Origin of the sequence: Rhodococcus sp. IEGM1428 (assembly GCF_050321865.1) — a bacterium.
In the GTDB taxonomy this organism is placed as follows: Bacteria; Actinomycetota; Actinomycetes; order Mycobacteriales; family Mycobacteriaceae; genus Rhodococcoides.
The window spans coordinates 786,902-810,845 of the sequence record NZ_JBNQFW010000001.1 but is presented as its reverse complement, the minus strand read 5'-3'; the positions used below and the strand labels follow the sequence as shown (position 1 = coordinate 810,845).

23 protein-coding genes and 1 riboswitch are annotated in these 23,944 nt (G+C 64.1%); of the genes, 12 read left to right on the top strand and 11 right to left on the bottom strand.

The window, feature by feature from the left end:
• Positions 1-46: 46 nt before the first annotated feature.
• Positions 47-170: riboswitch (SAM riboswitch) on the top strand.
• A gap of 171 nt (positions 171-341) precedes the next feature.
• Together ACQR3T_RS03730 and metX are read left to right on the top strand one after the other, a co-directional pair.
• A complete protein-coding gene (locus tag ACQR3T_RS03730) occupies positions 342-1,691 on the top strand; it encodes a bifunctional o-acetylhomoserine/o-acetylserine sulfhydrylase (protein ID WP_080730450.1) in 1,350 nt (449 codons plus the stop codon).
• Positions 1,688-2,833, top strand: coding sequence for a homoserine O-acetyltransferase MetX (gene metX, locus ACQR3T_RS03725; RefSeq protein WP_428692564.1), 1,146 nt, complete (start codon positions 1,688-1,690; stop codon positions 2,831-2,833). Before ACQR3T_RS03730 ends, metX begins: the two co-directional genes overlap by 4 nt.
• 42 nt (positions 2,834-2,875) lie before the next feature.
• Here the strand turns inward: metX and ACQR3T_RS03720 are convergent, their stop codons facing one another.
• From ACQR3T_RS03720 to ACQR3T_RS03710, 3 genes are read right to left on the bottom strand one after another with little or no spacing between them, the layout of a single operon-like run.
• Positions 2,876-3,193, bottom strand: coding sequence for a DUF3017 domain-containing protein (locus ACQR3T_RS03720; protein ID WP_052070152.1), 318 nt, complete (start codon positions 3,191-3,193; stop codon positions 2,876-2,878).
• Positions 3,194-3,204: 11 nt separating this feature from the next.
• Positions 3,205-4,062: a bifunctional methylenetetrahydrofolate dehydrogenase/methenyltetrahydrofolate cyclohydrolase gene (locus ACQR3T_RS03715; protein ID WP_032376817.1), complete on the bottom strand. Its 858-nt coding sequence runs from the start codon at positions 4,060-4,062 to the stop codon at positions 3,205-3,207.
• Positions 4,063-4,117: 55 nt separating this feature from the next.
• Positions 4,118-4,726, bottom strand: a complete 609-nt coding sequence (locus ACQR3T_RS03710; RefSeq protein ID WP_032376816.1) for a pentapeptide repeat-containing protein — start codon at positions 4,724-4,726, stop codon at positions 4,118-4,120.
• A gap of 33 nt (positions 4,727-4,759) precedes the next feature.
• Between ACQR3T_RS03710 and ACQR3T_RS03705 the strand changes: the two genes are divergently transcribed.
• The 4 genes from ACQR3T_RS03705 (at position 4,760) to ACQR3T_RS03690 (ending at position 7,766) form a co-directional block, all read left to right on the top strand.
• Positions 4,760-5,224 (top strand): tRNA (cytidine(34)-2'-O)-methyltransferase, encoded by a 465-nt coding sequence (locus tag ACQR3T_RS03705; protein WP_170944539.1) that lies wholly within the window; start codon positions 4,760-4,762, stop codon positions 5,222-5,224.
• 43 nt (positions 5,225-5,267) lie between these two features.
• Complete coding sequence (locus tag ACQR3T_RS03700) at positions 5,268-6,152, top strand: SDR family oxidoreductase (RefSeq protein WP_428692563.1); 885 nt, start codon at positions 5,268-5,270, stop codon at positions 6,150-6,152.
• Between the two features lie 29 nt (positions 6,153-6,181).
• Positions 6,182-6,649, top strand: a complete 468-nt coding sequence (locus ACQR3T_RS03695; RefSeq protein WP_032376813.1) for a MerR family transcriptional regulator — start codon at positions 6,182-6,184, stop codon at positions 6,647-6,649.
• A 562-nt stretch (positions 6,650-7,211) separates the two neighbouring features.
• On the top strand, positions 7,212-7,766 hold the full coding sequence (locus tag ACQR3T_RS03690) for a DUF6764 family protein (protein ID WP_428692562.1): 555 nt from the start codon (positions 7,212-7,214) through the stop codon (positions 7,764-7,766).
• A gap of 49 nt (positions 7,767-7,815) precedes the next feature.
• On the opposite strand, the gene ACQR3T_RS03685 is transcribed toward ACQR3T_RS03690, so the two are convergent.
• Positions 7,816-8,562 carry an SDR family oxidoreductase gene (locus ACQR3T_RS03685; RefSeq protein ID WP_428692561.1) on the bottom strand — a complete coding sequence of 249 codons (747 nt, stop codon included), beginning with the start codon at positions 8,560-8,562 and terminating at the stop codon, positions 7,816-7,818.
• Positions 8,563-8,627: 65 nt separating this feature from the next.
• Here ACQR3T_RS03685 and ACQR3T_RS03680 point away from each other — a divergent pair, with 65 nt between their 5' ends.
• Both ACQR3T_RS03680 and ACQR3T_RS03675 read left to right on the top strand, forming a co-directional pair.
• Positions 8,628-8,951: a winged helix-turn-helix transcriptional regulator gene (locus ACQR3T_RS03680; RefSeq protein WP_032376810.1), complete on the top strand. Its 324-nt coding sequence runs from the start codon at positions 8,628-8,630 to the stop codon at positions 8,949-8,951.
• A 104-nt stretch (positions 8,952-9,055) separates the two neighbouring features.
• Entirely contained in the window at positions 9,056-10,009 is a 954-nt protein-coding gene (locus ACQR3T_RS03675) for a HAMP domain-containing protein (RefSeq protein WP_428692560.1), read from the top strand.
• Positions 10,010-10,041: 32 nt separating this feature from the next.
• Here the strand turns inward: ACQR3T_RS03675 and ACQR3T_RS03670 are convergent, their stop codons facing one another.
• Both ACQR3T_RS03670 and ACQR3T_RS03665 read right to left on the bottom strand, forming a co-directional pair.
• On the bottom strand, positions 10,042-10,971 hold the full coding sequence (locus tag ACQR3T_RS03670; protein ID WP_428692559.1) for an SDR family oxidoreductase: 930 nt from the start codon (positions 10,969-10,971) through the stop codon (positions 10,042-10,044).
• Positions 10,972-11,091: 120 nt separating this feature from the next.
• Positions 11,092-11,931 carry a helix-turn-helix transcriptional regulator gene (locus ACQR3T_RS03665; protein WP_428692558.1) on the bottom strand — a complete coding sequence of 280 codons (840 nt, stop codon included), beginning with the start codon at positions 11,929-11,931 and terminating at the stop codon, positions 11,092-11,094.
• Positions 11,932-12,005: 74 nt separating this feature from the next.
• Between ACQR3T_RS03665 and ACQR3T_RS03660 the strand changes: the two genes are divergently transcribed.
• Positions 12,006-12,731: an SDR family NAD(P)-dependent oxidoreductase gene (locus tag ACQR3T_RS03660; RefSeq protein ID WP_428692557.1), complete on the top strand. Its 726-nt coding sequence runs from the start codon at positions 12,006-12,008 to the stop codon at positions 12,729-12,731.
• A gap of 15 nt (positions 12,732-12,746) precedes the next feature.
• On the opposite strand, the gene ACQR3T_RS03655 is transcribed toward ACQR3T_RS03660, so the two are convergent.
• A complete protein-coding gene (locus tag ACQR3T_RS03655; RefSeq protein WP_428692556.1) occupies positions 12,747-13,247 on the bottom strand; it encodes a metallophosphoesterase family protein in 501 nt (166 codons plus the stop codon).
• A 33-nt stretch (positions 13,248-13,280) separates the two neighbouring features.
• Positions 13,281-16,556: an error-prone DNA polymerase gene (locus ACQR3T_RS03650; protein WP_428692555.1), complete on the bottom strand. Its 3,276-nt coding sequence runs from the start codon at positions 16,554-16,556 to the stop codon at positions 13,281-13,283.
• Positions 16,557-16,680: 124 nt separating this feature from the next.
• On the opposite strand from ACQR3T_RS03650, the gene ACQR3T_RS03645 reads away from it, so the two are divergent.
• Both ACQR3T_RS03645 and ACQR3T_RS03640 read left to right on the top strand, forming a co-directional pair.
• Positions 16,681-18,810: an MMPL family transporter gene (locus tag ACQR3T_RS03645; RefSeq protein ID WP_032376805.1), complete on the top strand. Its 2,130-nt coding sequence runs from the start codon at positions 16,681-16,683 to the stop codon at positions 18,808-18,810.
• Positions 18,811-18,844: 34 nt separating this feature from the next.
• Positions 18,845-20,845: an SDR family oxidoreductase gene (locus tag ACQR3T_RS03640; protein ID WP_428692554.1), complete on the top strand. Its 2,001-nt coding sequence runs from the start codon at positions 18,845-18,847 to the stop codon at positions 20,843-20,845.
• 8 nt (positions 20,846-20,853) lie between these two features.
• On the opposite strand, the gene ACQR3T_RS03635 is transcribed toward ACQR3T_RS03640, so the two are convergent.
• Entirely contained in the window at positions 20,854-21,618 is a 765-nt protein-coding gene (locus ACQR3T_RS03635; protein WP_428692553.1) for a class I SAM-dependent methyltransferase, read from the bottom strand.
• A 55-nt stretch (positions 21,619-21,673) separates the two neighbouring features.
• Between ACQR3T_RS03635 and ACQR3T_RS03630 the strand changes: the two genes are divergently transcribed.
• Positions 21,674-22,633 carry an ArsR/SmtB family transcription factor gene (locus ACQR3T_RS03630; RefSeq protein WP_428692552.1) on the top strand — a complete coding sequence of 320 codons (960 nt, stop codon included), beginning with the start codon at positions 21,674-21,676 and terminating at the stop codon, positions 22,631-22,633.
• Positions 22,634-22,647: 14 nt separating this feature from the next.
• Here ACQR3T_RS03630 and ACQR3T_RS03625 read toward each other — a convergent pair whose 3' ends face one another.
• Entirely contained in the window at positions 22,648-23,157 is a 510-nt protein-coding gene (locus tag ACQR3T_RS03625) for a hypothetical protein (protein WP_428692551.1), read from the bottom strand.
• 10 nt (positions 23,158-23,167) lie between these two features.
• Complete coding sequence (locus ACQR3T_RS03620) at positions 23,168-23,932, bottom strand: alpha/beta fold hydrolase (RefSeq protein ID WP_428692550.1); 765 nt, start codon at positions 23,930-23,932, stop codon at positions 23,168-23,170.
• Between the last annotated feature and the right edge of the window lie 12 nt (positions 23,933-23,944).

The following is a 23,944-nucleotide window of genomic DNA, read 5'->3' as shown; positions in this document are numbered from 1 at the left end:
AGCCCTTGTTCCTGTGACACGTCCGCACCCGCTAAGATCTTCGCCAGGTCATGAGTGCCAGCATCGAGCCCCGGCTTGCTGGCCGGCAACCCTCCAACCGCGGTGGGGTGCCCCGGGTGAACGACCGGGCCGATCCGGCACGCCGAGTGCCGAATCGACAAGCGCGGGTCCGCAGGCAGCGGACCCACTGAATCTTCGGCCTCCCGGGGCCGAGGCCTGTCAGGAGGTTCTCTCATGTGTTGCTGTACCGATACGCCCCGTAACGCTCGACTTCTCGAGCATCATTCGACATTCGATTCGTCTTAGACAGACTCGTCTCAGAAAACGGAGTATCACCAGCCATGACCGATTCGACCCCCGACATCGTCGACGCCACCGGAGCACCCACCGAGGATCCGTTCACCGACCCGGCGGCCAACTGGAGTTTCGAGACCAAGCAGATCCACTCGGGTCAGACCCCGGACGGCGCTACCAACGCCCGTGCATTGCCGATCTACCAGACCACCTCGTACACGTTCGACAACACCGATCACGCGGCCGCACTGTTCGGACTCGCAGAGCCGGGCAACATCTACACCCGCATCATCAACCCCACCCAGGACGTCGTGGAGCAGCGCATCGCCGCTCTCGAGGGTGGCGTCGCGGCGCTGTTGCTCGCGTCGGGTCAGGCGGCCGAGACGTTCGCGATTCTCAATCTCGCGGAGGCAGGCGACCACATCGTCTCGAGCCCGCGGCTGTACGGCGGCACGTACAACCTCTTCCACTACACGCTCCCCAAGCTGGGCATCACCGTCTCGTTCGTCGACGATCCCGATGATCTCGAGCAGTGGCGAGCCGCGATCACGCCGTCGACCAAGGCCTTCTACGGCGAGTCGATCTCCAACCCGAAGAACGACATTCTCGATATCCCCGGCATCTCGGCGGTGGCCCACGAGAACGGCATCCCGTTGATCGTGGACAACACGGTGGCGACGCCGTACCTGCTACAGCCGTTGAAGCACGGTGCCGACATCGTCGTGCATTCGGCGACCAAGTACCTGGGCGGGCACGGCACGGCGATCGCGGGCGTCATCGTCGACGGTGGCACCTTCGATTGGACGCAGGGCCGTCACCCCAACTTCACCACCGCGGACCCGAGCTACCACGGTGTGGTCTTCGCCGATCTCGGCGCGCCTGCATTCGCATTGAAGGCACGCGTGCAGTTGCTGCGCGACATCGGTGCGGCGGTCTCCCCGTTCAATGCCTTCCTCATCAGCCAAGGCATCGAGACGTTGAGCCTCCGAATCGAGCGGCACGTGGCGAACGCGCAGAAAGTGGCCGAGTTCCTCGCCGGCCGCGACGACGTCGTCTCGATCAACTACGCCGGACTCGAATCGTCGCCGTGGTACCGACGCGGCCAGGAGTTGTTGCCCAAGGGGCAGGGTGCGATCGTCGCATTCGAGTTGAAGGGCGGAGTGGACGCGGGCAAGAAGTTCGTCAACGCGCTCACACTGCACAGTCACGTCGCTAACATCGGAGACGTGCGCTCACTCGTCATCCATCCCGCGTCCACCACCCATTCCCAACTGACTCCCGAAGAGCAGTTGGCATCGGGAGTGACGCCGGGTCTGGTTCGTCTCGCCGTGGGAATCGAAGGAATCGACGACATCATCGCCGATCTCGAGGTCGGCTTCAGCGCGGCGGCATCTTGAGTCACAGCTGCGACACAGGCGTTCGTCCGGAGGCGGTTCTTCCGTCTCCGGACGGGCGGCTGGGCACCATCGACATCGGCGGTCTCGATCTCGAGAACGGCGCTCGCATCCCCCAGGTCACTGTGGCAGTGCAACGGTGGGGCGAACTCGCCACCGACCGCAGCAATGTCGTGCTCGTCGAACATGCCCTGACGGGCGATTCGCATGTGTCCGGCCCGCCGGATGCAGATCATGCACTGCCCGGTTGGTGGAACGGAATGGTCGGACCCGGGTGCCCTATCGACACCGACGAGTGGTGCGTAGTGGCGACCAACGTGCTCGGCGGGTGCGGCGGCACCACCGGACCGAGCAGCATCTCGCCCGACGGCACACCGTACGGTTCGACGTTCCCCGAGATCTCCATCCGCGACCAGGTCGCGGCCGAGGCAGCCGTCGCCGACGCCCTGGGCATCGACCGCTTCGCCGCTGTCGTCGGCGGTTCGATGGGCGGCATGCGCACCCTCGAATGGATCGTCAGTCGCCCCGATCGAGTGGCAGCGGCACTGGTTCTGGCAGTCGGAGCCCGGGCAACAGCCGACCAGATCGGCACGCAGACAACGCAGATCGCCGCGATCAAGGCGGATCCGGGTTGGCTCGGTGGCAACTATCACGCCACCGGAACATCTCCGACGGCCGGACTGGGTATCGCACGACGCATTGCGCATCTGACGTATCGCACCGAGAGCGAACTCGACATTCGGTTCGGCAACTCTGCGCAGAACGACGAGGATCCGTGGGCCGGCGGTCGCTACTCGGTACAGAGCTACCTCGAGCACCAGGCCGCAAAGCTGGTCAATCGATTCGACGCGGCGACCTATGTCCTACTCACCGAGGCAATGAACCGTCACGATGTGGGTCGTGGCCGCGGCGGTGTAGCCGAAGCTCTTGCGTCGGTACCGGTTCCGACCATCGTCGGCGGCGTCGATTCGGATCGTCTGTATCCACTGCGCTTGCAGAAGGAGATCGCACGCGAACTCCCCCAGTGCCGCGGACTCGAAGTGATCCAATCTCGCGACGGTCACGACGGCTTCCTGACCGAAGCCGACTCGGTGGCGAAACTGCTCGCCGAGACGATGGAACTCGCTCGCCTCGGACGCCGCTGACACCGACGGGCCCTGGGCTCCCCCCAGGGCCCGCTCCTGGTATCAGTCGGTGCCCAGTGGGTCGATCGACAGCGACAAGAACACGATCGCTCCGCCTACGCAGCCCAACGCGAGCACGTCGAATCCACGACTGCGCACGCTCAGGGTTCCGACCCGAGATTCGGGCAGGCACAATCGCAGCACCGCGGCCAGTAGCGCCGCACATCCGAAGATGAACGCGCCGCGCCGCCAGCGATCCGCCAGCACCAGAACCAGCGCGGCAAGCACGACGACCGACACCGCGACGATCGGTAGGTTACGCGCTACCGCTGCACGAAATCCCTGGTCGGATTCGGTTCGCGAATCGTCGGCGGCGTTCATCCTCGGATCGCTCAGCTCTCGGCTGCGGTGCGCTCGGCACGCTCGACGACGTTGGTGAGCAAGAAGGCCCGCGTCAGAGGTCCGACACCACCGGGGTTGGGCGAGAGGAAACCTGCTACCTCGGCAACACCGTCGGCGACGTCCCCGCGCAATCCGTCCTCGGTGCGGGTCACACCGACATCGAGGACGGCAGCACCGGGCTTGACCATGTCCGCGGTGATCAATCCCGGAACTCCGGCGGCGGCAACGATGATGTCGGCGCGGGAGACCTCGGCGGCAAGATCGCGAGTTCCGGTGTGGCACAACGTCACCGTGGCGTTCTCCGACCGTCTCGTGAGCAACAGGCCGATAGGCCGACCGACCGTGACGCCGCGGCCGATGACCACCGCGTGCGCGCCGTCGAGGGCCACGTCGTAGCGACGCAGCAGGTGCACGATGCCACGCGGCGTGCACGGCAGCGCAGCGTCCTTACCGAGCACCAGACGGCCGAGGTTGATCGGGTGCAGACCGTCGGCGTCCTTGTCCGGATCGATCCGCTCCAGAGCAGCATTCTCGTCGAGATGCTTCGGCAGCGGCAGCTGCACGATGTATCCGGTGCACTCGGGGTTGGCGTTGAGTTCGTCGATCACTGCCTCGAGATCGGCCTGGGTGATGTCGGCGGGCAGATCACGACGAATCGAGGTGATCCCGACCTTGGCGCAGTCGTTGTGCTTGCCCCGGACGTACGCCGCAGAACCCGGGTCGTCTCCCACCAAGACGGTGGCCAGCCCTGGGGTTATGCCCCTCTCACGGAGCGCTGCCACGCGGGCGGTGAGATCGACGAATATCTCGTCACGGGTCGCTTTGCCATCGAGAATCGTTGCAGTCACCCGGCCATTGTTCCAGGCTCGAGGTCGACCGCGCCGCGCCGGTCCGAAGACCGCGTCAACCCTCCACGACGAGACCGTGCGCTCCCGCGTATGCCACGGCCTGCATCAGCTCGATCTTGGCACCACGCACACTCGCGCTCACCCACAGGGACGGATCGGCAACGGCTCCACGCAGGTCGGCCTCGTCGAACTTGGCGTCGACAGTGCGGGCTCCCGCGAAATCGACCGAGCGCACTGTTGCTTTCCGAAAATCCGCAGACACCAGGTTCGCCTCCCGCATCCGGCACCCCGTGAGGTCGAGACCGCGCAGGTCGACGTTCCCCAACGCCGCGAGAGTGAAATCGACCTCGTCGTAGGTCGCGGGCCGCATCCGACTGTCCACGAAGACCGAACCCATCATGGTCGAGTGACGAAATGTGCTGTGCTGCAAATTCGTCCGAGTGAAGGTGCACGATCGAAATGCAGAATTCGTGTGGATCGATTCGGTCAGGTCGGTGCCGGTGAAATCGCATTCGGTGAACACGACCGAGTCGGTTCGCACTCCACTCATGTCGGCATCACGAAAGGTGCACCGGACGAATTGCCTGCCGTTCCATTCCTGCCCGTCCAATCGAGTGTCGGAAAAATCTTCACCGATGATCTGCTCGTCGTCCACCTGCCCCATACTTCCCCGGTTCGTGGTGGCAGAGTGAACCGGGTGTTTCGACTGATGTTCTTCGAGCCCCGAATCCCCCAGAACACCGGCAATGCAATTCGCCTGGTCGCCGGCACCGGATGCGAGCTGCACCTGGTGGGTCCGCTCGGCTTCGACATGTCCGAGCCGAAGCTCAAACGGGCCGGCTTGGACTACCACGATCTGGCGTCCGTCACCGTGCACCGAGACCTGCCGTCGGCCTGGTCGGCTCTGGCACCGACGCGAGTGTTCGCCTACACCGCCCACGCCACACGTTCCTACGCCGACGTTGCGTACGAGCCCGGCGATGTTCTCCTCTTCGGACCGGAACCCACCGGACTCCCCGACGAGGTCCTCGACGACCCGCACGTGAGCGACCGCCTTCGCATACCGATGATTCCCGGCCGTCGATCACTCAACCTCGCCAACGCAGCGGCGGTGACGATGTACGAGGCATGGCGGCAACACGGGTACGAGGGCAGCGTCTGACGGGTTTGCGTTCGAGTGCGCTCGAACCCCTAGCGTGCGTTTCATGACATCTGCAGCACAACGGACCGATTCACCACGTACCTGGCTCGTCACCGGAGCATCGTCCGGGTTGGGACGGGCGCTGACCGTAGCGGCCCTGGAAGCGGGCGACACCGTCGTCGCAGCCATGCGACGCCCCGAACGAATCGGCGACCTGATGGCCGAGTACCCGAAGTCGCTACTGCCCATAGCTTTCGACGTACGAGACACCGAGTCCGCGCCGACAGTCGTCGAGAGGGCGATCGATCGATTCGGACGGGTCGACGTACTCGTCAACAACGGCGGCGTCGGGCAGATCGGTGCTGCCGAGGAAATCGACGACGCACGACTGCGCGACATGCTCGAACAACATGTCGTCGGACCCGCCGCCCTGACCAGGGCCGTACTGCCGGGAATGCGTGCACGTCGCGCAGGAACGATCGTGCAGATGAGCAGCCAGGGCGGCCGCATCTCATTCCCTGGAGCCGGTTCCTACTCGGCAGGAAAATTTGCACTGGAGGGTTGGTCGGAGGCACTGGCCGGCGAGGTCGCACCGTTCGGGATTCGAGTTCTGATCGTCGAGCCGAGTCGCTTTCGGACCGGTTTCAACAGTGCCGACGTACTCGAACGCGCTGCGTCCACAGACGCGTACGCCGACGCTCTCGGTGCGATGAGAACCGACATGCTCGCCGCGGACGGACGACAGGAAGGTGATCCTCACCGCGCGGCGCGAATCATCCGTGACCTGGTCGAGGCCGACTCTGCTCCTCTTCGCATTCCGCTGGGACGCGAGGCCGTCCGACGGCTGCGCGAGTCCTACCGGCGGGAGCTCGCCTCGCTCGAGACCCATGCCGAGGCGAGTGCCGGTGCGGATTTCCCGGGTGTTCCCGAATCTGTCCGGCCGGTCTGACACCGCTCGCCGGACTATCTTCTGTACTCATGGCGACTACGGACTTGATGAACAGGGCGCTGGCAGCCGTGGCGGATTCGGACGCACCGTTGACCGTAGAACTGGTACACGAGCTGATCGAGCCCGGAGAGCTCTCCGAACCACTCGGCATCTCCGAGGTTTCCGAGTTGCTCGATATCTCTGCACACACCCTTCGGTACTACGAACGGTGCGGTCTGATCGAGGTGGCCCGCGACGGGCTCGACCATCGCAGCTACGACAACGTCGCCATTCGTAGACTCGTGTTTCTCACCCGCATGCGGCTGTCGGGAATGCCGATGCGCGACTTGCAGCACTACGTCGAGCTGGTCGACGGCGGAGAGCACACCGTTCCGGCACGACTCGACATGCTCGTCGAGCATCGAGACACCGTTCGACGCCGCATCCGCGAACTGCAGCTCTCGCTGCTGGCAACCGAATACAAGATTGCTACGTACGGCGGTACAACCGGTCCCTGAGGCCGCGAGGTCAGGTCCTCGACGGTCACCGAAATGTAGCTGTTCGGCCGGGCCATCCCCTTCCTCGGACGCGAAATCAATTGTGAGCGTCGATAAATGGGCGGGCCGATCGTCTGTGACAACGAACCGTCACACGTGCCCCGACGGCTCGACACTGTCGATCCAGTCTCGATGAGATCGGCAGTGTTCGACGCGTCTTCGCCACAGCGGCGGGCGGTAGCTGTCGGTAACGATTTCCTTGCGATCGGCGGGCATCGGCGCTTGCGCCCCCGCCCCACCGAGTACCGACTCGGACGTGACGGACAACTCCGATGCGAACATCGAAATATCAAGCGACGGAACCGAATTGGACTATTCCACCACAGGACAGGACAGTGCCCCGAACGCACGACCGGCGGCCACGACAGCTCCGGCAAGGGTACGCAAACCGGACTTCAACGACGATTCATTCGCGGATGCCAGCGGCACCGTTATACAAACCTCGTCAGCATGCTGCCGTCAAGGACTCGAGCGGGGTACGGTGTGCCGCATCGACCCGTTTCGCTCGTGAAGGAGCTTTCTGTTGTTCTTTGTTTCCCAGCCCCGCCGTTCTTCGTCCTACTCCTCCACCACGCGAACGTCGAGTCGGTTCGGTAGCCGAATTGCCCGCACCGCAGCAATATTCGCCCTCGGCTCAGGAATGACCGCCGCGGCGCTGGTGGGTGCAGGCACCGCGTCGGCCGCCCCCGTCAACTGTGTGTCTCCGCCCTCGGCCAACGACATCCAGGTCGACGGCACCGCCAGCTGCGGCGCCACCTCGGAGGGCACCGGCCGGGCCACCGCCGGTGCTGCTGACAGCGGTACCGCGGTCAGCGTCAACGACGGCCCCGGCGCAACGACCACCTACGCCAACGGATACGGCGTCGCACTCGGAGCCAGCAAGAATGCGGGTACGGCCTACGCTCTCGCGCTCGGCGGGGGCATCGCACACTCGTGGGCCGACGCCGGCCAAACCACTCTCGCCGTCGCAGGGTGGGGATCCGGTGCCACATCCGAAGGGCAGGGCGTCGATTGCGTCGGCCCGCTGTCTCTCGCCCTGAATCTTTCCAGCGGCCAGTTCTGCGTCCTCGGTAGCTGATTTCCGGGGACACGATCTCCCGTCGTCGAACGGAGCCGATTACCCGCAGCTACTGCTCGAGGTAATCGGCTCCGCCGACGTAGACGACATGCCCTGATTTTTCGATCGGATCGACGCATGCTGCCACCACAGCCGTAGCGAATTCGGCGACTGTCGGAAGCGCACCGTGTGCGGTACGAGCGGCCACCGCGTCGGGGTTGCGGCGTTCCAGCAGAGTGACGACGATCGTGCCCTCGATCATGTCCCCCGAGACGACGACCAATTCGATGCCTCGACTCTCGAAGTGGGGAATCGAGTCGCGCAGGGCGTCCTCTCCTGCACGCTTGCTGGCGGCAATGGGCTCGTACTCGACAGGGACCGGCTTTCGGCCGTGAAAATGCGCCTGATGACTGGTGAGGAACACGATGCGCGAGCCGGGCTTCATCCGATCGGTGGCCGCTCGAGCCAATGAAACCTGGGCGTCGCGGTTGATGCTCATCGCGTAGCCGGGGTCGGCACCGAGCTCGAGTCCACCGGATGCGTTGAGCACCAGCACATCGAGAGCGCCGAACTCGGTGACAACCGAGTCGAGCATCGCATCGATTGCGTCCTGATCGGTGACGTCGGCTCCGACAGCCAGAGCTCGACCCCCGCTCTCCTCGATCGTTCGCACCACGGCGTCGGCCCTGCGCTTCTTCTCTCGGTAGTTCACCGCAACCATCGCACCTCCCGCACCCAACTGCACCGCGGTTTCGGCTCCGATGCCACGGGAAGCGCCGGTGATCAACACCGACTTTCCGTCCATACGTCGGGTCATCGACATCCTCCTCTAGCTTCGATTTTCGAACTGCTTCGATTTTCGAACCACTATGATGAAGCGCGATGGAAATGGCAAACGCACCCCGCCGATCGATGATGGCCGTGCTCGATCTACTGGGGCAGCGATGGAACATGCGCATCCTGTGGGAACTGCGCGACGGGCCGCTCGGGTTCCTAGAGCTCAGGCGACGCACCGACGACATCTCATCCAGCGTTCTCGCCACCCGACTGCGCACGCTCGTCGATGCGCGAGTGCTACTGAAAGACTCGGATGGGACCTATCGCCTGACCGAACTCGGCGACGAGCTGGGGCCGGCACTGGAACCACTATGGCAATGGGCGCAACGATGGGACGAAGGCAACGCGCCCGCCGACCGGCGACCCTGAGCAACTGCGTCGAACCCCTCACCCACCGCGCTCTGCTCCATCACCCCGACACTCTGGACTGGTCTGCGGAATCATGGACTCGCGCCGACCGGCATACTCGAAAAATGAGGAATTCGCGCGCGGCCGCTCGCCCGAGGGCGCTGTCGCTGCACGGCCGGATACGAGTGTTGACGATGAGTGTGGCGGCCCTCGCCGTAGCCGTGAGTGCTCTGGCGATCTATCTCGTTGCGGAGCAAGCCTTACGTTCGCAGATCATCGACCGCGTCGGCCGCAACAGCGACGCCATCATCGCCAGCGCGACATCCGGCCTGCCTGCCGGTCTGCTCGGCTTCGGCATCGAAGACACCGAGGGCACCAAGGTAAAAGTAGCGCTGGTGACGAGCGACGGCGCGTTGGTGACGTCGACGAACGGCACCGAACCGTTCATCAACTCGGACGGCACCCTGGACGGCCCTGAAAAATCTGTCGTCGACGGTAGCGTCGATCGGTCGCTGCGTGAGGTTCGTGGCTACTACCTCTCGGCCCAACGCACCGACTCAGGCGCAACAATCATGGTGGCCGAATCGCTCAGCGAAGCGTCACCACTGCTCGCCAAGCTCACACTTGCACTCGTTATCGTCGGGGCATTCCTCGTAGCGCTGGCCGGTGTCGCCGGTGCCGCTGTTGCCCGAACCGGACTCCGACCGGTCCGACGCCTCCGTGCCGGCACCGAAAGAGTCGCCAGAACTGGAAGTTTCGAGCCGATCGACGTCAACGGAGACGACGAACTGGCCTCACTCGCCAACAGCTTCAACGAAATGTTGGCAGCGCTGTCGCGATCGCGAGAACGCCAAGGGCAGTTGATCGTCGATGCAGGTGCCGAACTGATGCAGCCGTTGACGGCACTGCGGACGAACATCGACCTACTGATGTCTCTCGACCGGCCCGACTCACCGGACATGCCCGTAGAGGAGCAGGACCGGCTGCGCGTCGAGGTGATCGCTCAGATGGATGTCATCATCGGGTTGGTGCACGATTTGGTCGACCATGCCCGGGAACCCGCGCCGACACCTCGCTGACAGTCGATCCGACGCAGTCGAAGTCGAGCGCTTCAGGACGAGAGTCGCGCACCGGTCAGCTCTTCGGACGCTTCCCACAGCCGGCGTGCGTCGTCCATGTTGCGCAGTGGCTTCCACAGCCCGACCTCGGCGGGCGGTCCGCCGATCAACCGGGCGGGACCGACGAACTGATCACCGCGCGAGGCTGTACCCGCCGCGGCGATAACGCCCGGTTGCGCGGCGCTGTCCACTGTTCCTGCGATGCCGACGCGGGCAAGAACACCGATGAGCCGTCTTCCCGCAGAATCTTTCGGACGCCCCAGACCTGGTTGGGCCGCAAGCAGATTGGTCGGTGAAATTCCGGGATGGGCCATATTGCTGGTGATTCCCCACCCACCGGCCCTGCTGCGTGCGTCGAGTTCGCGGGCGAACAAGGCCACCCCGAGCTTCGACTGACTGTATGCCTTCATGACGTCGTAGGAACGCTCCCAGTTCAGGTCGTCCCAGTTGATGGCCCCCGATCGCGCCGCGATGCTCGTCTGATGGGTGACTCGAGCACCGCCGGCACGGAGAAGCGGCAGCAGAGCGAGGGTGAGTGCGAAATGACCGAGGTGGTTGGTTCCGAACTGCAGCTCGAATCCGTCCTGAGTGACTTGGCGCTCGGGTGGCTGCATGACTCCTGCATTGTTGACGAGCACATCGATCGGCCGTCCTTCGGAGACGAGCTCGCTCGCCAACGCTGCAACCGAATTCAGTGACGACAGGTCCAACTCGCGGGTGCTGACCTGCGCACCGGATACCGCAGCCCGGATCGACTCGGCTGCGCGCTCCCCCTTGGCGGCAGAGCGCACCGGCATGACGACCTCTGCGCCGGCACGCGCGAGCCGCGTCGCGATGACCGTACCGATCCCGTCGCTGGCTCCCGTGACGACGGCGCGCTTGCCGTTCAGGTCGGGGATGGATAGATCTGCGATGCGGCCCATAATCAAGCTCCTCGGGTGTTGTGATAGTCCAGCTCGGACGTGCAGAACCCATGTTCGACTACCGTCTCGGGCTTATCCAGGACTTCCCGATCCACTGATACTCCGACACCCTGCACCGAGTCAGGACAGGACCTGTGTTCCCACCACCGCGAGCAGTTCCAATTTGGCATAGCTCTCGCTGCCGGGTACTGCCGTGTACACCAACAGCCGATGCGCTTGCTCCGGGTCGAGAAGGGTCTGACAGTTCAGTTGCAACATGCCGACCGTCGGGTGCAGGAACCGCTTGGACTCGGGTGGATGCACCCCCACTTCGCGCTTCTCCCAGAGGGTTCGGAACTCCTCGCTGACCTCGTGCAGCTCGGCGGCCAGATGCGCTGCTGTGGAGTCCGGCCCGCGAAGAGTGACGATCTCACGCAGCCCCGACGCATACACCCGAGACAGCACGGCACGCTCGTCCGGCGGGTACGACTGCTGGGTAGCGGGGTCGGTGAACCAGCGATATCCCAGACTCCGGTTCGGCCCGGTGCGCAACGATGCATCGCCGGTCACTGCCGCGCCCAGCGGCGTCTGGCGCAGAGTTTCACCGAGCTCGGACACGATCTCGGCGGGGGTGTCGTTCAGTCGGTCCAGTATCCGGAGCAACCCTGGGCTGATGTGGTCGGTCGAGATCCCGCGCACAGGAGGAGCGTGCCCGGCGAGGCGGAACACGTGATCACGCTCCCCCAGCGACAGATGCAAACCCTGCGCGATCGACGCAATCATCTGCTCCGACGGCGCCGGACCGGACCCACGTTCGAGCCGGGCGTAGTAGTCGGTCGACATATGGCACAGTTCGGCGACCTCCTCGCGTCGAAGGCCCTGCGTTCGCCTGCGCTGTCCACGTGGAAGGCCGATGTCCTCGGGCTGCAACGACTCACGCCGCTGCCGAAGAAAAGCGGCCAACTCCGGCCGATCGATCATCACAGACCTCCTTCCGTCGAACGCGGTTGGTGCTTCCGCAATTGTGCCCTCTCCGCGGTGGCTATTGTCGAACGATGAGCGCTCCCTTGACCATCGTCACCGGTGGCAGCCGCGGGATCGGTGCGGCCGTGTCCCGACGGCTGGCTGCCGACGGGCACGATGTGGTGATCGGCTACCGTTCCGATGCCGTCGCTGCCGAGAGACTCGCCACCGAGTTGTCGACATCCGGGCGAACTGTGGTCGCGGTACGCGCCGACACCACCGACGAGCAGGCGGTCTCCACCCTGTTCGCCGCGGCCGCGGAGATCGGCACCCTCACCGGATTGGTGAACAACGCGGGCTCGGCACGCGCCGTCGGGATGCTGGTGGACAACGACATCGAGACCATCAGAGCAGACATCGATGTCAACTTGATCGGGGTGATCACCTGCTGCAAATATGCGATCGTAGCGATGACCGAATCGGGTGGAGCAATCGTCAACGTGTCCTCTGCTGCCGCCACCCTCGGTAGCCCCGGAATGTACGTGCACTACGCGGCAGCCAAGGCTGCGGTCGATACACTGACCGTCGGTCTGTCCAAAGAGGTTGCCGCGCAAAATATTCGGGTCAATGCAGTGGCACCCGGAATCATCGAAACCGACTTCCACCGAGATCGACAACGGCCGCAGAAGATGGCGTCGAACATCCCCCTCGGCCGCCCAGGTGTGCCGGACGAGATTGCCGGTGCGGTGTCGTGGTTGCTCTCCGCCGATGCGCGGTACGCCACCGGAACCGTCGTACGGGTGGCCGGCGGTATGTGAACGCCTCAGCTGCCACTAGCGAGGTGCGACGCGGTGCAGTTCGACTTCGTCGAGCGCCCCGTTCTCGGCAACGGCCGTCATGTAGGTGCAGAACGGTTGCCGACGCCGATCCGTAGGAGATCCAGGGTTGAGCAGCCGTAGACCGTTGTCCGCGAAGGTGTCCCACGGTATGTGACTGTGCCCGAACACGAGGACGTCCGTCTCCGGGTATGCCGCCGCCATGCGTCGTTCACGGCCCGTCGCGGCACCGGTCTCGTGCACCACGGTGAACCGAACTCCGCCGAGCGAGACGTCGGCGCGCTCGGGCATCAGAGCCCGCAACTCGTCACCGTCGTTGTTCCCCCAGCACGCGACCAGCGAACGCGACCGCTGCGACAGTGCCTCGAACGATGCGAGGTCCACCCAATCACCGGCATGGATCACGACATCTGCGTCGTCGACGGCCGACCACACTTCGTCGGGCAGGTCGCGAGCACGCTTCGGGAGATGAGTGTCGGCAATCAGCAGCAGCTTCACCACTCGATTGTGCACGCGAGCGGTGCGGCCCGGTCAACGAAAGTCCCTCGACCTGGATGCGACTCGCAGATCCATCAGTTGCAGATGGTCTGCCACCACGGTCACCGCGCCCTCTGCGTTCTGCACTTTGCCTCGAATGAGCAACGCCGGAGCCGTGATTGCCAACTTGCGGTACTTGGCCCACAATCCGACCGAGCACACCACGTTGACCATGCCGGTTTCGTCCTCGAGGTTGATGAACGTGACGCCTCCGGCAGTGGCCGGCCGCTGGCGATGCGTCACCGCACCGCCGACGAGGACTCGGTCTCCATCGGGGATCTGCAGCAACCGATTCGCAGGAACCACCCCGAGAGATTCGAGCCGATCTCGAAAGAACTGGGTGGGGTAGGAATTCGGCGAGACCCCGGTTGCCCAGACATCGGCCGACGCCAGATCGAGGTCCGTCATACCCGGCAGCGCAGGCGCTTTCGTCGATGCGCCGATGCCGGGGAGAAGACCAGGCCGCTCCCCTGCGGCCGCGCCGGCAGCCCACAACGCCTCTCGACGTGTGATGCCGAAACACCCCAGTGCGCCGGCCGTGGCCAGTGCTTCCGCCTGCGCAACCGACAGTTCGACACGACCGGTCAGATCCAGGAACGAGGCGTACGGCCCGTGCGAGTTCCGGGCATCGACGATCTTCTGAGCCAGTGCGGTACCGATGAACTTCACATCGGCCAACCCCATGCGAATCTCGAGGCCGTCTCCCTCGAGATTCGCATGACCCAGACTGGCATTTACGTCGGCACCGTGTACCAGCACGCCGTGCCGCCTGGCATCGGCGACCAAGGACTGCGGTGAGTAGAAACCCATCGGCTGGGCGCGCAGCAAGCCTGCACAGAAGGCCGCCGGATGATGCAACTTGAACCACGACGAATAGAAGACCAACGAGGCAAAACTCTGCGAATGACTCTCGGGGAAGCCGAAATTGGCGAATGCCGACAGCTTTTCGTAGATGCGGTCGGCAGCCTCACCGGTGATGCCGTGCAGATCGCGCATCCCATCGTAGAACCGCCCGCGCAGCAGCTCCATCTTCTCCGGTGATCGCTTCGATCCCATGGCACGACGCAATTGGTCGGCGTCGGCTGCACTGAAACCGGCGACATCGATGGCCATCTGCATCAGCTGTTCCTGGAACAGCGGAACTCCGAGAGTTCGATCGAGTGCCTTCTTGAGCGACGGGTGCTCGAAGATCACCGGCTCGAGTCCGTTGCGACGCTTGATGTACGGGTGCACCGAACCACCCTGGATCGGACCAGGACGGATCAGGGCGACCTCGACCACCAGATCATAGAAGTTACGCGGCTTGAGCCTCGGCAGAGTAGCCATCTGCGCGCGGGATTCGACCTGGAACACCCCCACCGAATCGGCTCGTTGAAGCATCTCGTACACCTCGGGCTCGGACAGGTCGATCGAGGCGAGGTCGATGTCGATGCCCTTGTGCTCGGCGATCAGGTCCATCATGTAATGCAGCGCCGAGAGCATGCCCAGTCCGAGCATGTCGAACTTCACCAAACCCACTGCGGCACAATCGTCTTTGTCCCACTGCAGCACACTGCGATTCTCCATCGTCGCCCACTCCACCGGGCAGACATCTGCGATCGGCCGATCGCAGATCACCATGCCGCCGGAGTGAATGCCGAGGTGCCGCGGGAATCCCTCGATCTGCCGCGCAAGTTGGAGAACCGACTCGGGAATACCGTCACCTTCCTGATCACCGATTCCGGACCAGCGGGTGATCTGCTTGCTCCACGCGTCCTGTTGCCCCTGCGAGAAGCCGAGCGCACGGGCCATGTCTCGTACCGAGGACTTGCCGCGGTAGGTGATGACGTTGGCCACCTGAGCGGCATGGGTACGGCCGTACTTGGCGTAGACGTGCTGGATCGCCTCTTCGCGGCGATCCGATTCGATGTCGATGTCGATATCGGGTGGGCCGTCGCGTTCGGGTGCCAGGAACCGCTCGAACAGCAGCTTGTTGGCCACCGGGTCGACGTTGGTGATACCGATGGCGTAGCAGACAGCAGAGTTCGCTGCCGAACCTCTTCCCTGACAGAGGATGTCGTGTGTCTTGCAGAAATGGACGATGTCGTGGACCACCAGAAAGTAGCCGGGGAACTCGAGCCGCTCGATGATGTCGAGTTCGTATTCGAGCTGCGAATACGCCGCCGGATTCGCCGATTGCGGGCCATAGCGTCGGGCCGCGCCCTCGAACGTGAGTCGCCGCAGATAACTGATCTCGGTGTAACCGTCGGGCACCTCGAACGGCGGCAGGCGTGGCGCGATCAACGTCAGATCGAACGAGCACTCACGACCGAGCTCGACGGCACCGCGTACCGCGCCCGGATAGTGCTCGAACAATTCGGCCATCTCCGCCCCGGACCGAAGATGTGCGCCGCCCGTCGGTGCCATCCAACCGGCGGCCTCGTCCAAGCTGCTGCGCGCACGTACCGCAGCCATTGCCATGGCCAACCTCCTGCTGCGCGGACTCGCGTAGTGCGCGGCCGTGGTCGCGATCATCGGAAGGCTGTACTTGCGAGCCAGTGCCGCGAGCGCATCGTTGCGCTCGTCGTCGTCGGCAACTCCGTGCCGGGTGAGTTCGACGGTCACGCGGTCGGGACCGAAGCGGTCGACGAGAGTGCGCAGTGCGGCCTCGGCCGCCTCCGGACCACCGCGCGAGAGTGCCTGCCGAACATGACCCTTCCGGCAACCGGTGAGAATCTGCCAGTGCCCGCCTGCAGCGTCGGTGAGTTCGTCGATGTCGTACTGCGGCTTGCCTTTGACCCCACCGGCCAGGTGCGCGGCCGCGATCCGACGCGAGAGACGTCGATACCCCTCTTGACCGCGGGCGAGCACCAACAGATGAGTGCCGTCGGGGTCGGTCGCTCCGGCCCTGGATCGGTCGCTGTCGAGCGATAGTTCGGCACCGAACACGGTTCCGATGCCGAGAGCTCTGGCCGCCTCTGCGAAGCGAACGACTCCGTAGAAACCGTCGTGATCGGTGATGGCGATGGATTCGAGGCCGAGGCGTACCGCTTCTTCGACCATCTCCTCCGGCTGCGAGGCACCGTCGAGAAAGCTGAACGCCGAGTGCGCATGCAATTCTGCATACGGCGTCGTGGACAGCACGGGCTTGTCGATGGTGCGGTCGTAGACGTCCCTCTTTCGCGACCACGCCGGGCTGTCGCCGCCGTCACCCTCGGCCGCAGGCTTGGGACGTCCGGACAGGACGCGCTCCATCTCCGACCACGTTGGTGGTCCGTCGTTCCATCCCATCGAGCCCTCCCCACACCACATCGCCGTTGCATCGAACACTTGTTCTAATGAGAGCACGAGGGTCCGACACGATCAACTACAGTCGAGTCGCCACTGACCCCTTCCACAGAGCCGGAGCACCGTCGTGACCCGTTGGGCCTCGTTCGTCGTATCGCACAAACGATGGGTACTGGCAGTCGTCGTTGTCGTCGTCGCCGTCGGCGGGGTGTTGGGACTGAGCGTCTTCTCGAAACTGAGCGAGGGCGGCTACGCCGACGCCGGCAGTGAGTCGTCCGAGGTGGCGCGGCTGGTGCAGGGCATCGGTCAGCCGACACCGGATATCGTGGCGATCTACACCGCACCCGACGGCGAAACGATCGACGACATCGGGCCCCGAGTACAGGCGACGCTCGACGAGTTCACCGGTCGATACACCCTCGGCAACGTGAATTCGTACTGGACCGCAGACCCGGTCAGCAAAGAATTCCTGGTCTCGAAGGACCGAACGAAGGCGCTGGTGACGGTATCCCTCGGCGCCAACTCGGGCGTCACGTTCAATACCTTCGGCGAACTTCCGCCCCAGCTCGAAGTGCCCGGCGTCGAATCGCAGTTCGCCGGAGCGTCGGTGGTCGGAGTTTCGCTCAGTGAGACCCTCGAAAGCGACCTCGTCCGCTCGGAGCTCATCGCTGTTCCCATCACACTGCTGCTGCTGATCTTCATCTTCGGTGGCGTGATCGCCGCGGCGGTTCCGGTGTTCGTCGGCATCCTGAGTGTGCTCAGCTCCCTGGCGATCCTGCGTGTCCTCACCGAGTTCACCGAAGTCAGTTCGTTCTCGATCAACGTCGCGTCGCTGTTGGGGCTCGGCCTGGCCATCGACTACGGATTGTTCATCGTCAGCAGGTTCCGCGAGGAATTGCGAAGCGGGTCGACGTCCGTCGACGCGACCGTCCGCACCGTCGCCACTGCCGGCAAGACCGTCGTCTTCTCGGGACTGCTGTTGATCTGTGCGTTCGCCGGCATGCTCGTCTTCCCCCAGGCAGTGATCCGGTCCCTCGGATTCGGCGCCATGGCCGCGGTGGCGAGCGCCGCTGCCCTGTCACTGACCGTCGTTCCGGCACTGCTCGCAATTCTCGGCACCCGAATCAATTCCTGGACCTGGTCACGCACCGCGTCCGATCGCAGCGATGCACGCGCACACAAGTTCTGGGGTGGTGTGGTCACCCGTGTGATGAAGCATCCTGGGATCGTCGCAGCTGTCATCGTCGCTGGGTTGCTGATCATCGCCACCCCGATCCTCAAGGTCTCGCTCGGCGAGGTCGACTACACGGCGTTGCCGAAAGACAACCCTGCGCGCATGGCGTTCGAGACACTCGGTGCCGACTTCGAGTCGACCGGTGACGGTGCCACCGTCGTTCTTCGTGGCCTGGACGGCGTCAAGCCTCAGGGCGCACCCATTGCAGCTCTGACCTCGGCTGTGGAATCCACGCCCGGTATCGCCCGCGCCGAATTCATCGGCTCCAAAGACGATTTCGTGACCCTCGAGGCGGCCTACAGCGAACCGACCGGTGGACTGACCGAGGCCGAATCCCAATCCGACTCAGTGTCTGCATTGCGCTCGATCACCCCTCCGGACGGAACCGAGATCCTCGTAGGCGGCAGTCGCGCGAACATCGACGACGGAAATGCGGCCATTGCGAAGTGGCTACCGGTGATGATCTCGATCATGGTCGTTTCGACGCTGGTACTGCTGTTCCTGGCGTTCGGCTCGATCGTGTTGCCGATCAAGGCCGTACTGATGGCAGGGCTGAGCTTGGGCGCGACATTCGGTGCCCTGACGTGGGTGTTTCAGGAGGGCCACGGGGCAGGACTGATCGGCGTCACTCCAGGACCACTCGAATCGACGTTCGTGGTCCTCATCCTCGCGGTCATCTTCGGCTTGTCGACCGACTACGAAGTGTTCCTGATGTCTCGCATGGTCGAAGCTCGCGCGGCGGGAGCGAGCACCGAAGAAGCCGTTGTCTTCGGTGCTCAGCGCACCGGACGTATCGTCACCGCGGCAGCGCTGATTCTGATCGTGGTCACTGGGGCGTTCACCATCTCGGGTCTGTCGATCATGAAGTTTCTCGGCTTCGGCGTCATTCTCGCCCTGATCATCGACGCCACCATCATCCGCATGCTGCTGGTTCCGTCCTTGGTCAAGCTCATGGGTGAGGCCAATTGGTGGGCTCCGGCATGGATGAAGAAAGTGCACGACAAGGCCGGTATAGGCCACTAGCCCAGGAACTTACTTCGGAGTAAGGTCGGCTCGCATGGCGAACTACATCGTGACCGGCGGTACCGGGTTTCTCGGTAAGAACGTCCTACCCCGACTGCTGGAGCGTGACGCGAACGCCGTGATCCACGCGCTGGTGCGTCCGAACTCGGTGGCTCGCCTCGAGCGACATGCACAGCAACTCGACGGCGGCGATCGGATTCGTCCGTTGATCGGTGATCTCACCGAACCCGAGCTCGGACTATCGGACGTGCCGTCCGACATCGACCACATCCTCCATCTCGGTGCCGTCTACGATCTGACCGCAGGCGACGAGCAGGCACCGACCAATGTCGCCGGAACCGCCTCGGTCATCGGCCTGGCCGAGAAGACCGGCGCTCGACTACATCACATCTCGTCGATCGCCGTTGCCGGAGACTACCGAGGAACGTTCTCCGAGAACGATTTCGACCTCGGCCAGAGATTCCCGACGGCCTATCATCGCACCAAGTTCGAGTCCGAGAAATTGGTCCGCGACAGCACCGTGGACTGGCGGGTCTACCGGCCTGCCGCGATCATCGGGCACTCGGAGACCGGAGCCATCGACAAGATCGACGGCCCGTACTACTTCTTTCCGTTCTTCGCGCAACTGGCTAAGCTGCCCTCCGTGCTACCGATCACGGTGCCGAAGATGGGCAATACCAACCTGGTTCCGGTCGACTACGTCGCCGACGCCATCGTCGAACTCGTGCACCGAGACACCGCTCCCCACAGCGTTTTTCACTTGGTGAACCCGAGTCCACAGTCCATGGCGGAGGTGTACTCGGCATTCTCGTCGGCGGCCGGATCCCGAGCACGAGTGCTCGACGTTCCCGGAGCATTGGTTGCCCCGGTTGTCTCCCCCAAATCCGGAGCGGTACGAAAGCAGCGCAACGCCGCCCTCCGCGATCTCGGTGTCCCACCGGTCATGCTCGATCACCTGACACTGCCCACGGTGTTCGAGTCGGCAGCAACGCAGAAAGCGTTGCAGGGCAGCTCGATCACGCCGCCGCCACTGCGCACCTACGCAGATCGCGTGTGGACGTACTGGCAGAAGAACTTCGATCCCAAGCGCAACCGCCGGGACGACCCGCGGGGTGCACTGTTCGGTCGTCACATCATCATCACCGGCGGGTCCTCCGGCATCGGCCGAGCCAGTGCCGAGGCGGCAGCACGCAAGGGCGCAGTGGTCATTCTTCTCGCGCGCGGACAAGATCAACTCGACGAGGTGGTCGAGCACATTCGCGAATCGGGCGGTACCGCCTACGGTTACCCGTGCGACGTGACCGACAGCGAATCGGTGGACCACACCGTCAAAACCGTTCTGAGCGAACACGGTCACGTCGACATGCTGGTGAACAGCGCCGGTCGATCCATCCGCCGGTCACTCTATCGGTCCACCGATCGGTTGCACGATTACGAGCGCACCATGGCCGTCAACTACTTCGGGGCGATTCGATTGGTGCTGGCACTGCTACCGCATCTGCGCGAACGCCAGTTCGGACACGTCGTCAACATCTCCAGTGCCGCGGTACTGGGACACCCTCCGCGCTTCTCGGCGTACGTGGCCAGCAAGGCCGCACTCGACGGTTTCACCGATGTTGCTGCTGCAGAGACACTCTCGGACGGAATCACCTACACCACCATCCATATGCCACTGGTGGACACCCCGATGATCACCCCGACGGGCGACAAGAACGTCGGCACCGTGTTCTCACCCGAGAAGGCCGCCGCGATGGTGATCCGCGCACTGAGCGACAAGCCCAAACGCATCGACACACCGTTGGGAACACTCGGACAGTTCGGAGCCATGTTCGCCCCCAAGGGCAAAGACCGCACGATGCATCAGCACTACCGTACGTTCGCCGAATCCGCTGCCGCCAAGGGCGAGATGCCGGTACCCCTCGAGGACGGGAAGGTGCCCTACCGAGTCCGCCCGTACGATCCGAAGACTCCGAAAGCACGCATCGGCAAAGTGATCCGGCGTGTCGGGAGATTGGTTCCCGGGACCAGTTGGTGACGTGCGCGTCATGGGGCCACGGCGGTCCAGAGAGTCCAGCGATCGCGTTCGATCAACTCACCGGGGGCCAGGCGACCGCGTAGATACTCGACCAGCTCCGCGAGTTCGACGTCGGAGAGTTCGTGCAGGATGGAGCGCCCGGTTCTGCCGGCGATTTCTGTCAGGTACTGCTCGCTATTCTCGTAGCGTCGACGAGTTTCCCAGAGTGGTTGCGTGGCAACATCGGTGAATCCTGCCCCAGCGAATGCGGCCACTACGTCGTCGACGTCGTGTCGGCGGCGGCCCTCGACCTCCGTCAACCGGGGAAACACGTCGAAGAGATATCCGCGCGGGTTCGTCGGCGATCCTGCCAGTGTCGCGTCCTCGCTCGTCCGATCCTGGACGATCGCGATACCACCCGGCCGCAGCAGCCGGAACATCTCTGTTGCCAGGGCGGATGCGTCGGGCAGATGGTGGACGAGCGCGCGAGCGAACACGATATCTGCCAGGCCGTCGGGTAGGCCGGTGCGCTCGGCGGGTGCACACTCGAACGCAATGTCCGCGGGCGACGATCGGCGGGCGGACTCCAGGATCGGTTCACTCGAATCGACAGCTGTGACACGCGCTCCCAGCGTGCGCCATGCACGCGCATAGGTACCCCCGCCACATCCGAGATCGATGACGTGCACGCCGACCGGATCGACTAAATCGGTGATCGCGGCACCCCAGGAAGGGTCGGCCTCGCGGCCGGAATAGGTGTCGCTGTTGGCTGGATCTTCGAAGTCGATGGGCATGTGGATCAGTACATCGAGCACGGCTGTCGGTCGCCACCATTTAGTGTGGGACTACATGCTCGCACTTCATCTCCGAGCCGCCGACCTGGCGGATACCTCGTTGACCGTCTCGCCGCTGTTCGAGACGGTCTTGAGTCTGCGTGCCTGGACCTCGCCGAATCGGCACCGTCTGCACGAGCCGTGGCGTCGACGCGTCCGGACGGCATGGCAGCAGTGCGACACCGAGTTGCTGACGGCGTTGGTCTCTCCCGAGGGCAGGATCCCGGACTTTCTCGCTCCCCGTCCGCCCACCGAATCCCCGGCCTTCGACGACGAGATCGCCGTTGTCGGAGCGACACCGGCAGCGGAGATGCGACGCGACATCGCTGCCGCCTTCTCCACTGACATTCCTGCGGTCCTCATCGGTCCGGCCCGAGCGGTGCGCACCCGTACAGTCCAGGCGCTCTCGCAGTATTGGGCCACGTGCCTCGAACCCGACTGGTCCCGGATCCGAGCGGTACTGGACGGCGATGTGGACTACCGAGCACAACAGCTCTCGCACTTCGGGGCACGAAAGATGTTCGAGCACCTCGATTCCCGAGTTCGATGGGATGACGGTGTGCTGTGGGTCGATCGGCTCGAGGACCAGGTGTGGGTCGACGTCGACGGACGTGGACTTCCGCTGATTCCGTCGGTGTTCGTGCACGGCGCGATCACTCAGATCAGCCCGACGCGGGCTCCGTCGCTGGTGTATCCGGCCCGCGGGCGCGGCGCAGTGTGGAACATGGCACGGACAGCTCCGAACCGAGCGCTGACCAATCTCCTCGGCACCCACCGTGCCACGATTCTCACGCTGCTCGACGCGCCCACCACCACCGGGGAAATCGCTGCTGCACTTGGTGTCTCACCCAGCGCGGCGAGCCAGCATCTTCGCGTTCTGCGCGAAGCGGCGGTGGTGCGACGCGTCAGACAGGGACGATCGGTGCTGTACGTGCGCACTCCCCTCGGGGAGGAGTTGGTCGAACGACAGGGGTAGGGCTGTCGCGAGGTTCAGCGCAACAGAGCCTTTGTCCACACGCGCAGAAATCCCTGACCCAGGTACGCCAGTGAGCCGATCGCCAGTATCCACTTGACGGTGCTGACAACGGTGGTGGCGCGAACGACGGTGTCGGTGATCTGTTCTCGGTTGTCCACCAGCATCAGGCCGACGATGTTCTCGATGTAGTCACCGCCGGCGGAGACAACGGGTGCGACGGCCAATGCCGTCGTCGCCGAAGGGCTCAGCGGCGTCTTCGCCGCCAGGCTGCGAGCACCGGCCCGCAGTGCGATGGCATAGATCGCCGGATGCACGAAGTCGGGAAAGTAGTGGCTGCGGAATCTGGCGATCTCGGTCTCGTCCATGCTCGCGAGGATCTGCCGGTAGCGCCGCGCGGACCAGGCCGTCTGCACCTCGAGTACTTTCGGGGCCGCGGGTCCGAGCAACCGAGCGATGTTGGCTTGCGACACGACGAACAGTGCCGACCAGCCCAGCATTCTGCGATCGAGCGCACTCGGAGTCATGTCCGAGACCCTAGTCCGTGAGGAACGGGAGAACGGTGGCCTCGAACGCCGAGTAACCGTCGCGATGGATGCTGTGTCCGGTGCGAAACGCCTCGACGCGGCAGGTCGAGATCTCGGCGACCATCGCGTCGAGCCGAACCGGATCGACCATGCCGCCGGGACCTCCGCGAAGCACCAACGTCGGAGCAGTGATGTCGGCCAACGACTCCCACCACTGCGGATTCGGCCGACGGAACTGCTCGAGAGCAGTGGCAGTCATCGACCGATCGAACGCGAGTACCGCACGGGGATGCAGGACAACGCTGGTTGCGGCGTGCCAGAGCTCGGTGACCGACGGCATCTTGCCGGTCAGGCTCGGCGGGGCATCCCCCGGCCGAATCGGTATCGGAAGTTCCTCGAGTACCAGACGGCGCACGAGCGACGGCTGACGCTGCGCGACGAGCGAGACCGCATATCCGCCGAGGGAATGCCCGACGAGATCGACTTCGGTGAGCCCGAGGTGATCGATCAGAGCAAGGAGATCGCCACCGAACGAGTCGAACTCGTACGTGGGTGTGTGGGCGCTCTTACCGTGCCCACGCAGATCGACGGTGAGCACCCGGCGACCTCGAGCTGTCAGTGCTCGGGCAAATCGATCCCAGGTTCCACTGTCCCCGCCCATCCCGTGCACCAGCATCACCGGCACCGGAGCCGCGCTGGGGTGTTCCTGCGGGACGAACGAGCGATACGCGATATCGACGCCACCGAGGTCGACCGTCTCCGACATCATCTGCATTCACTCGAATGT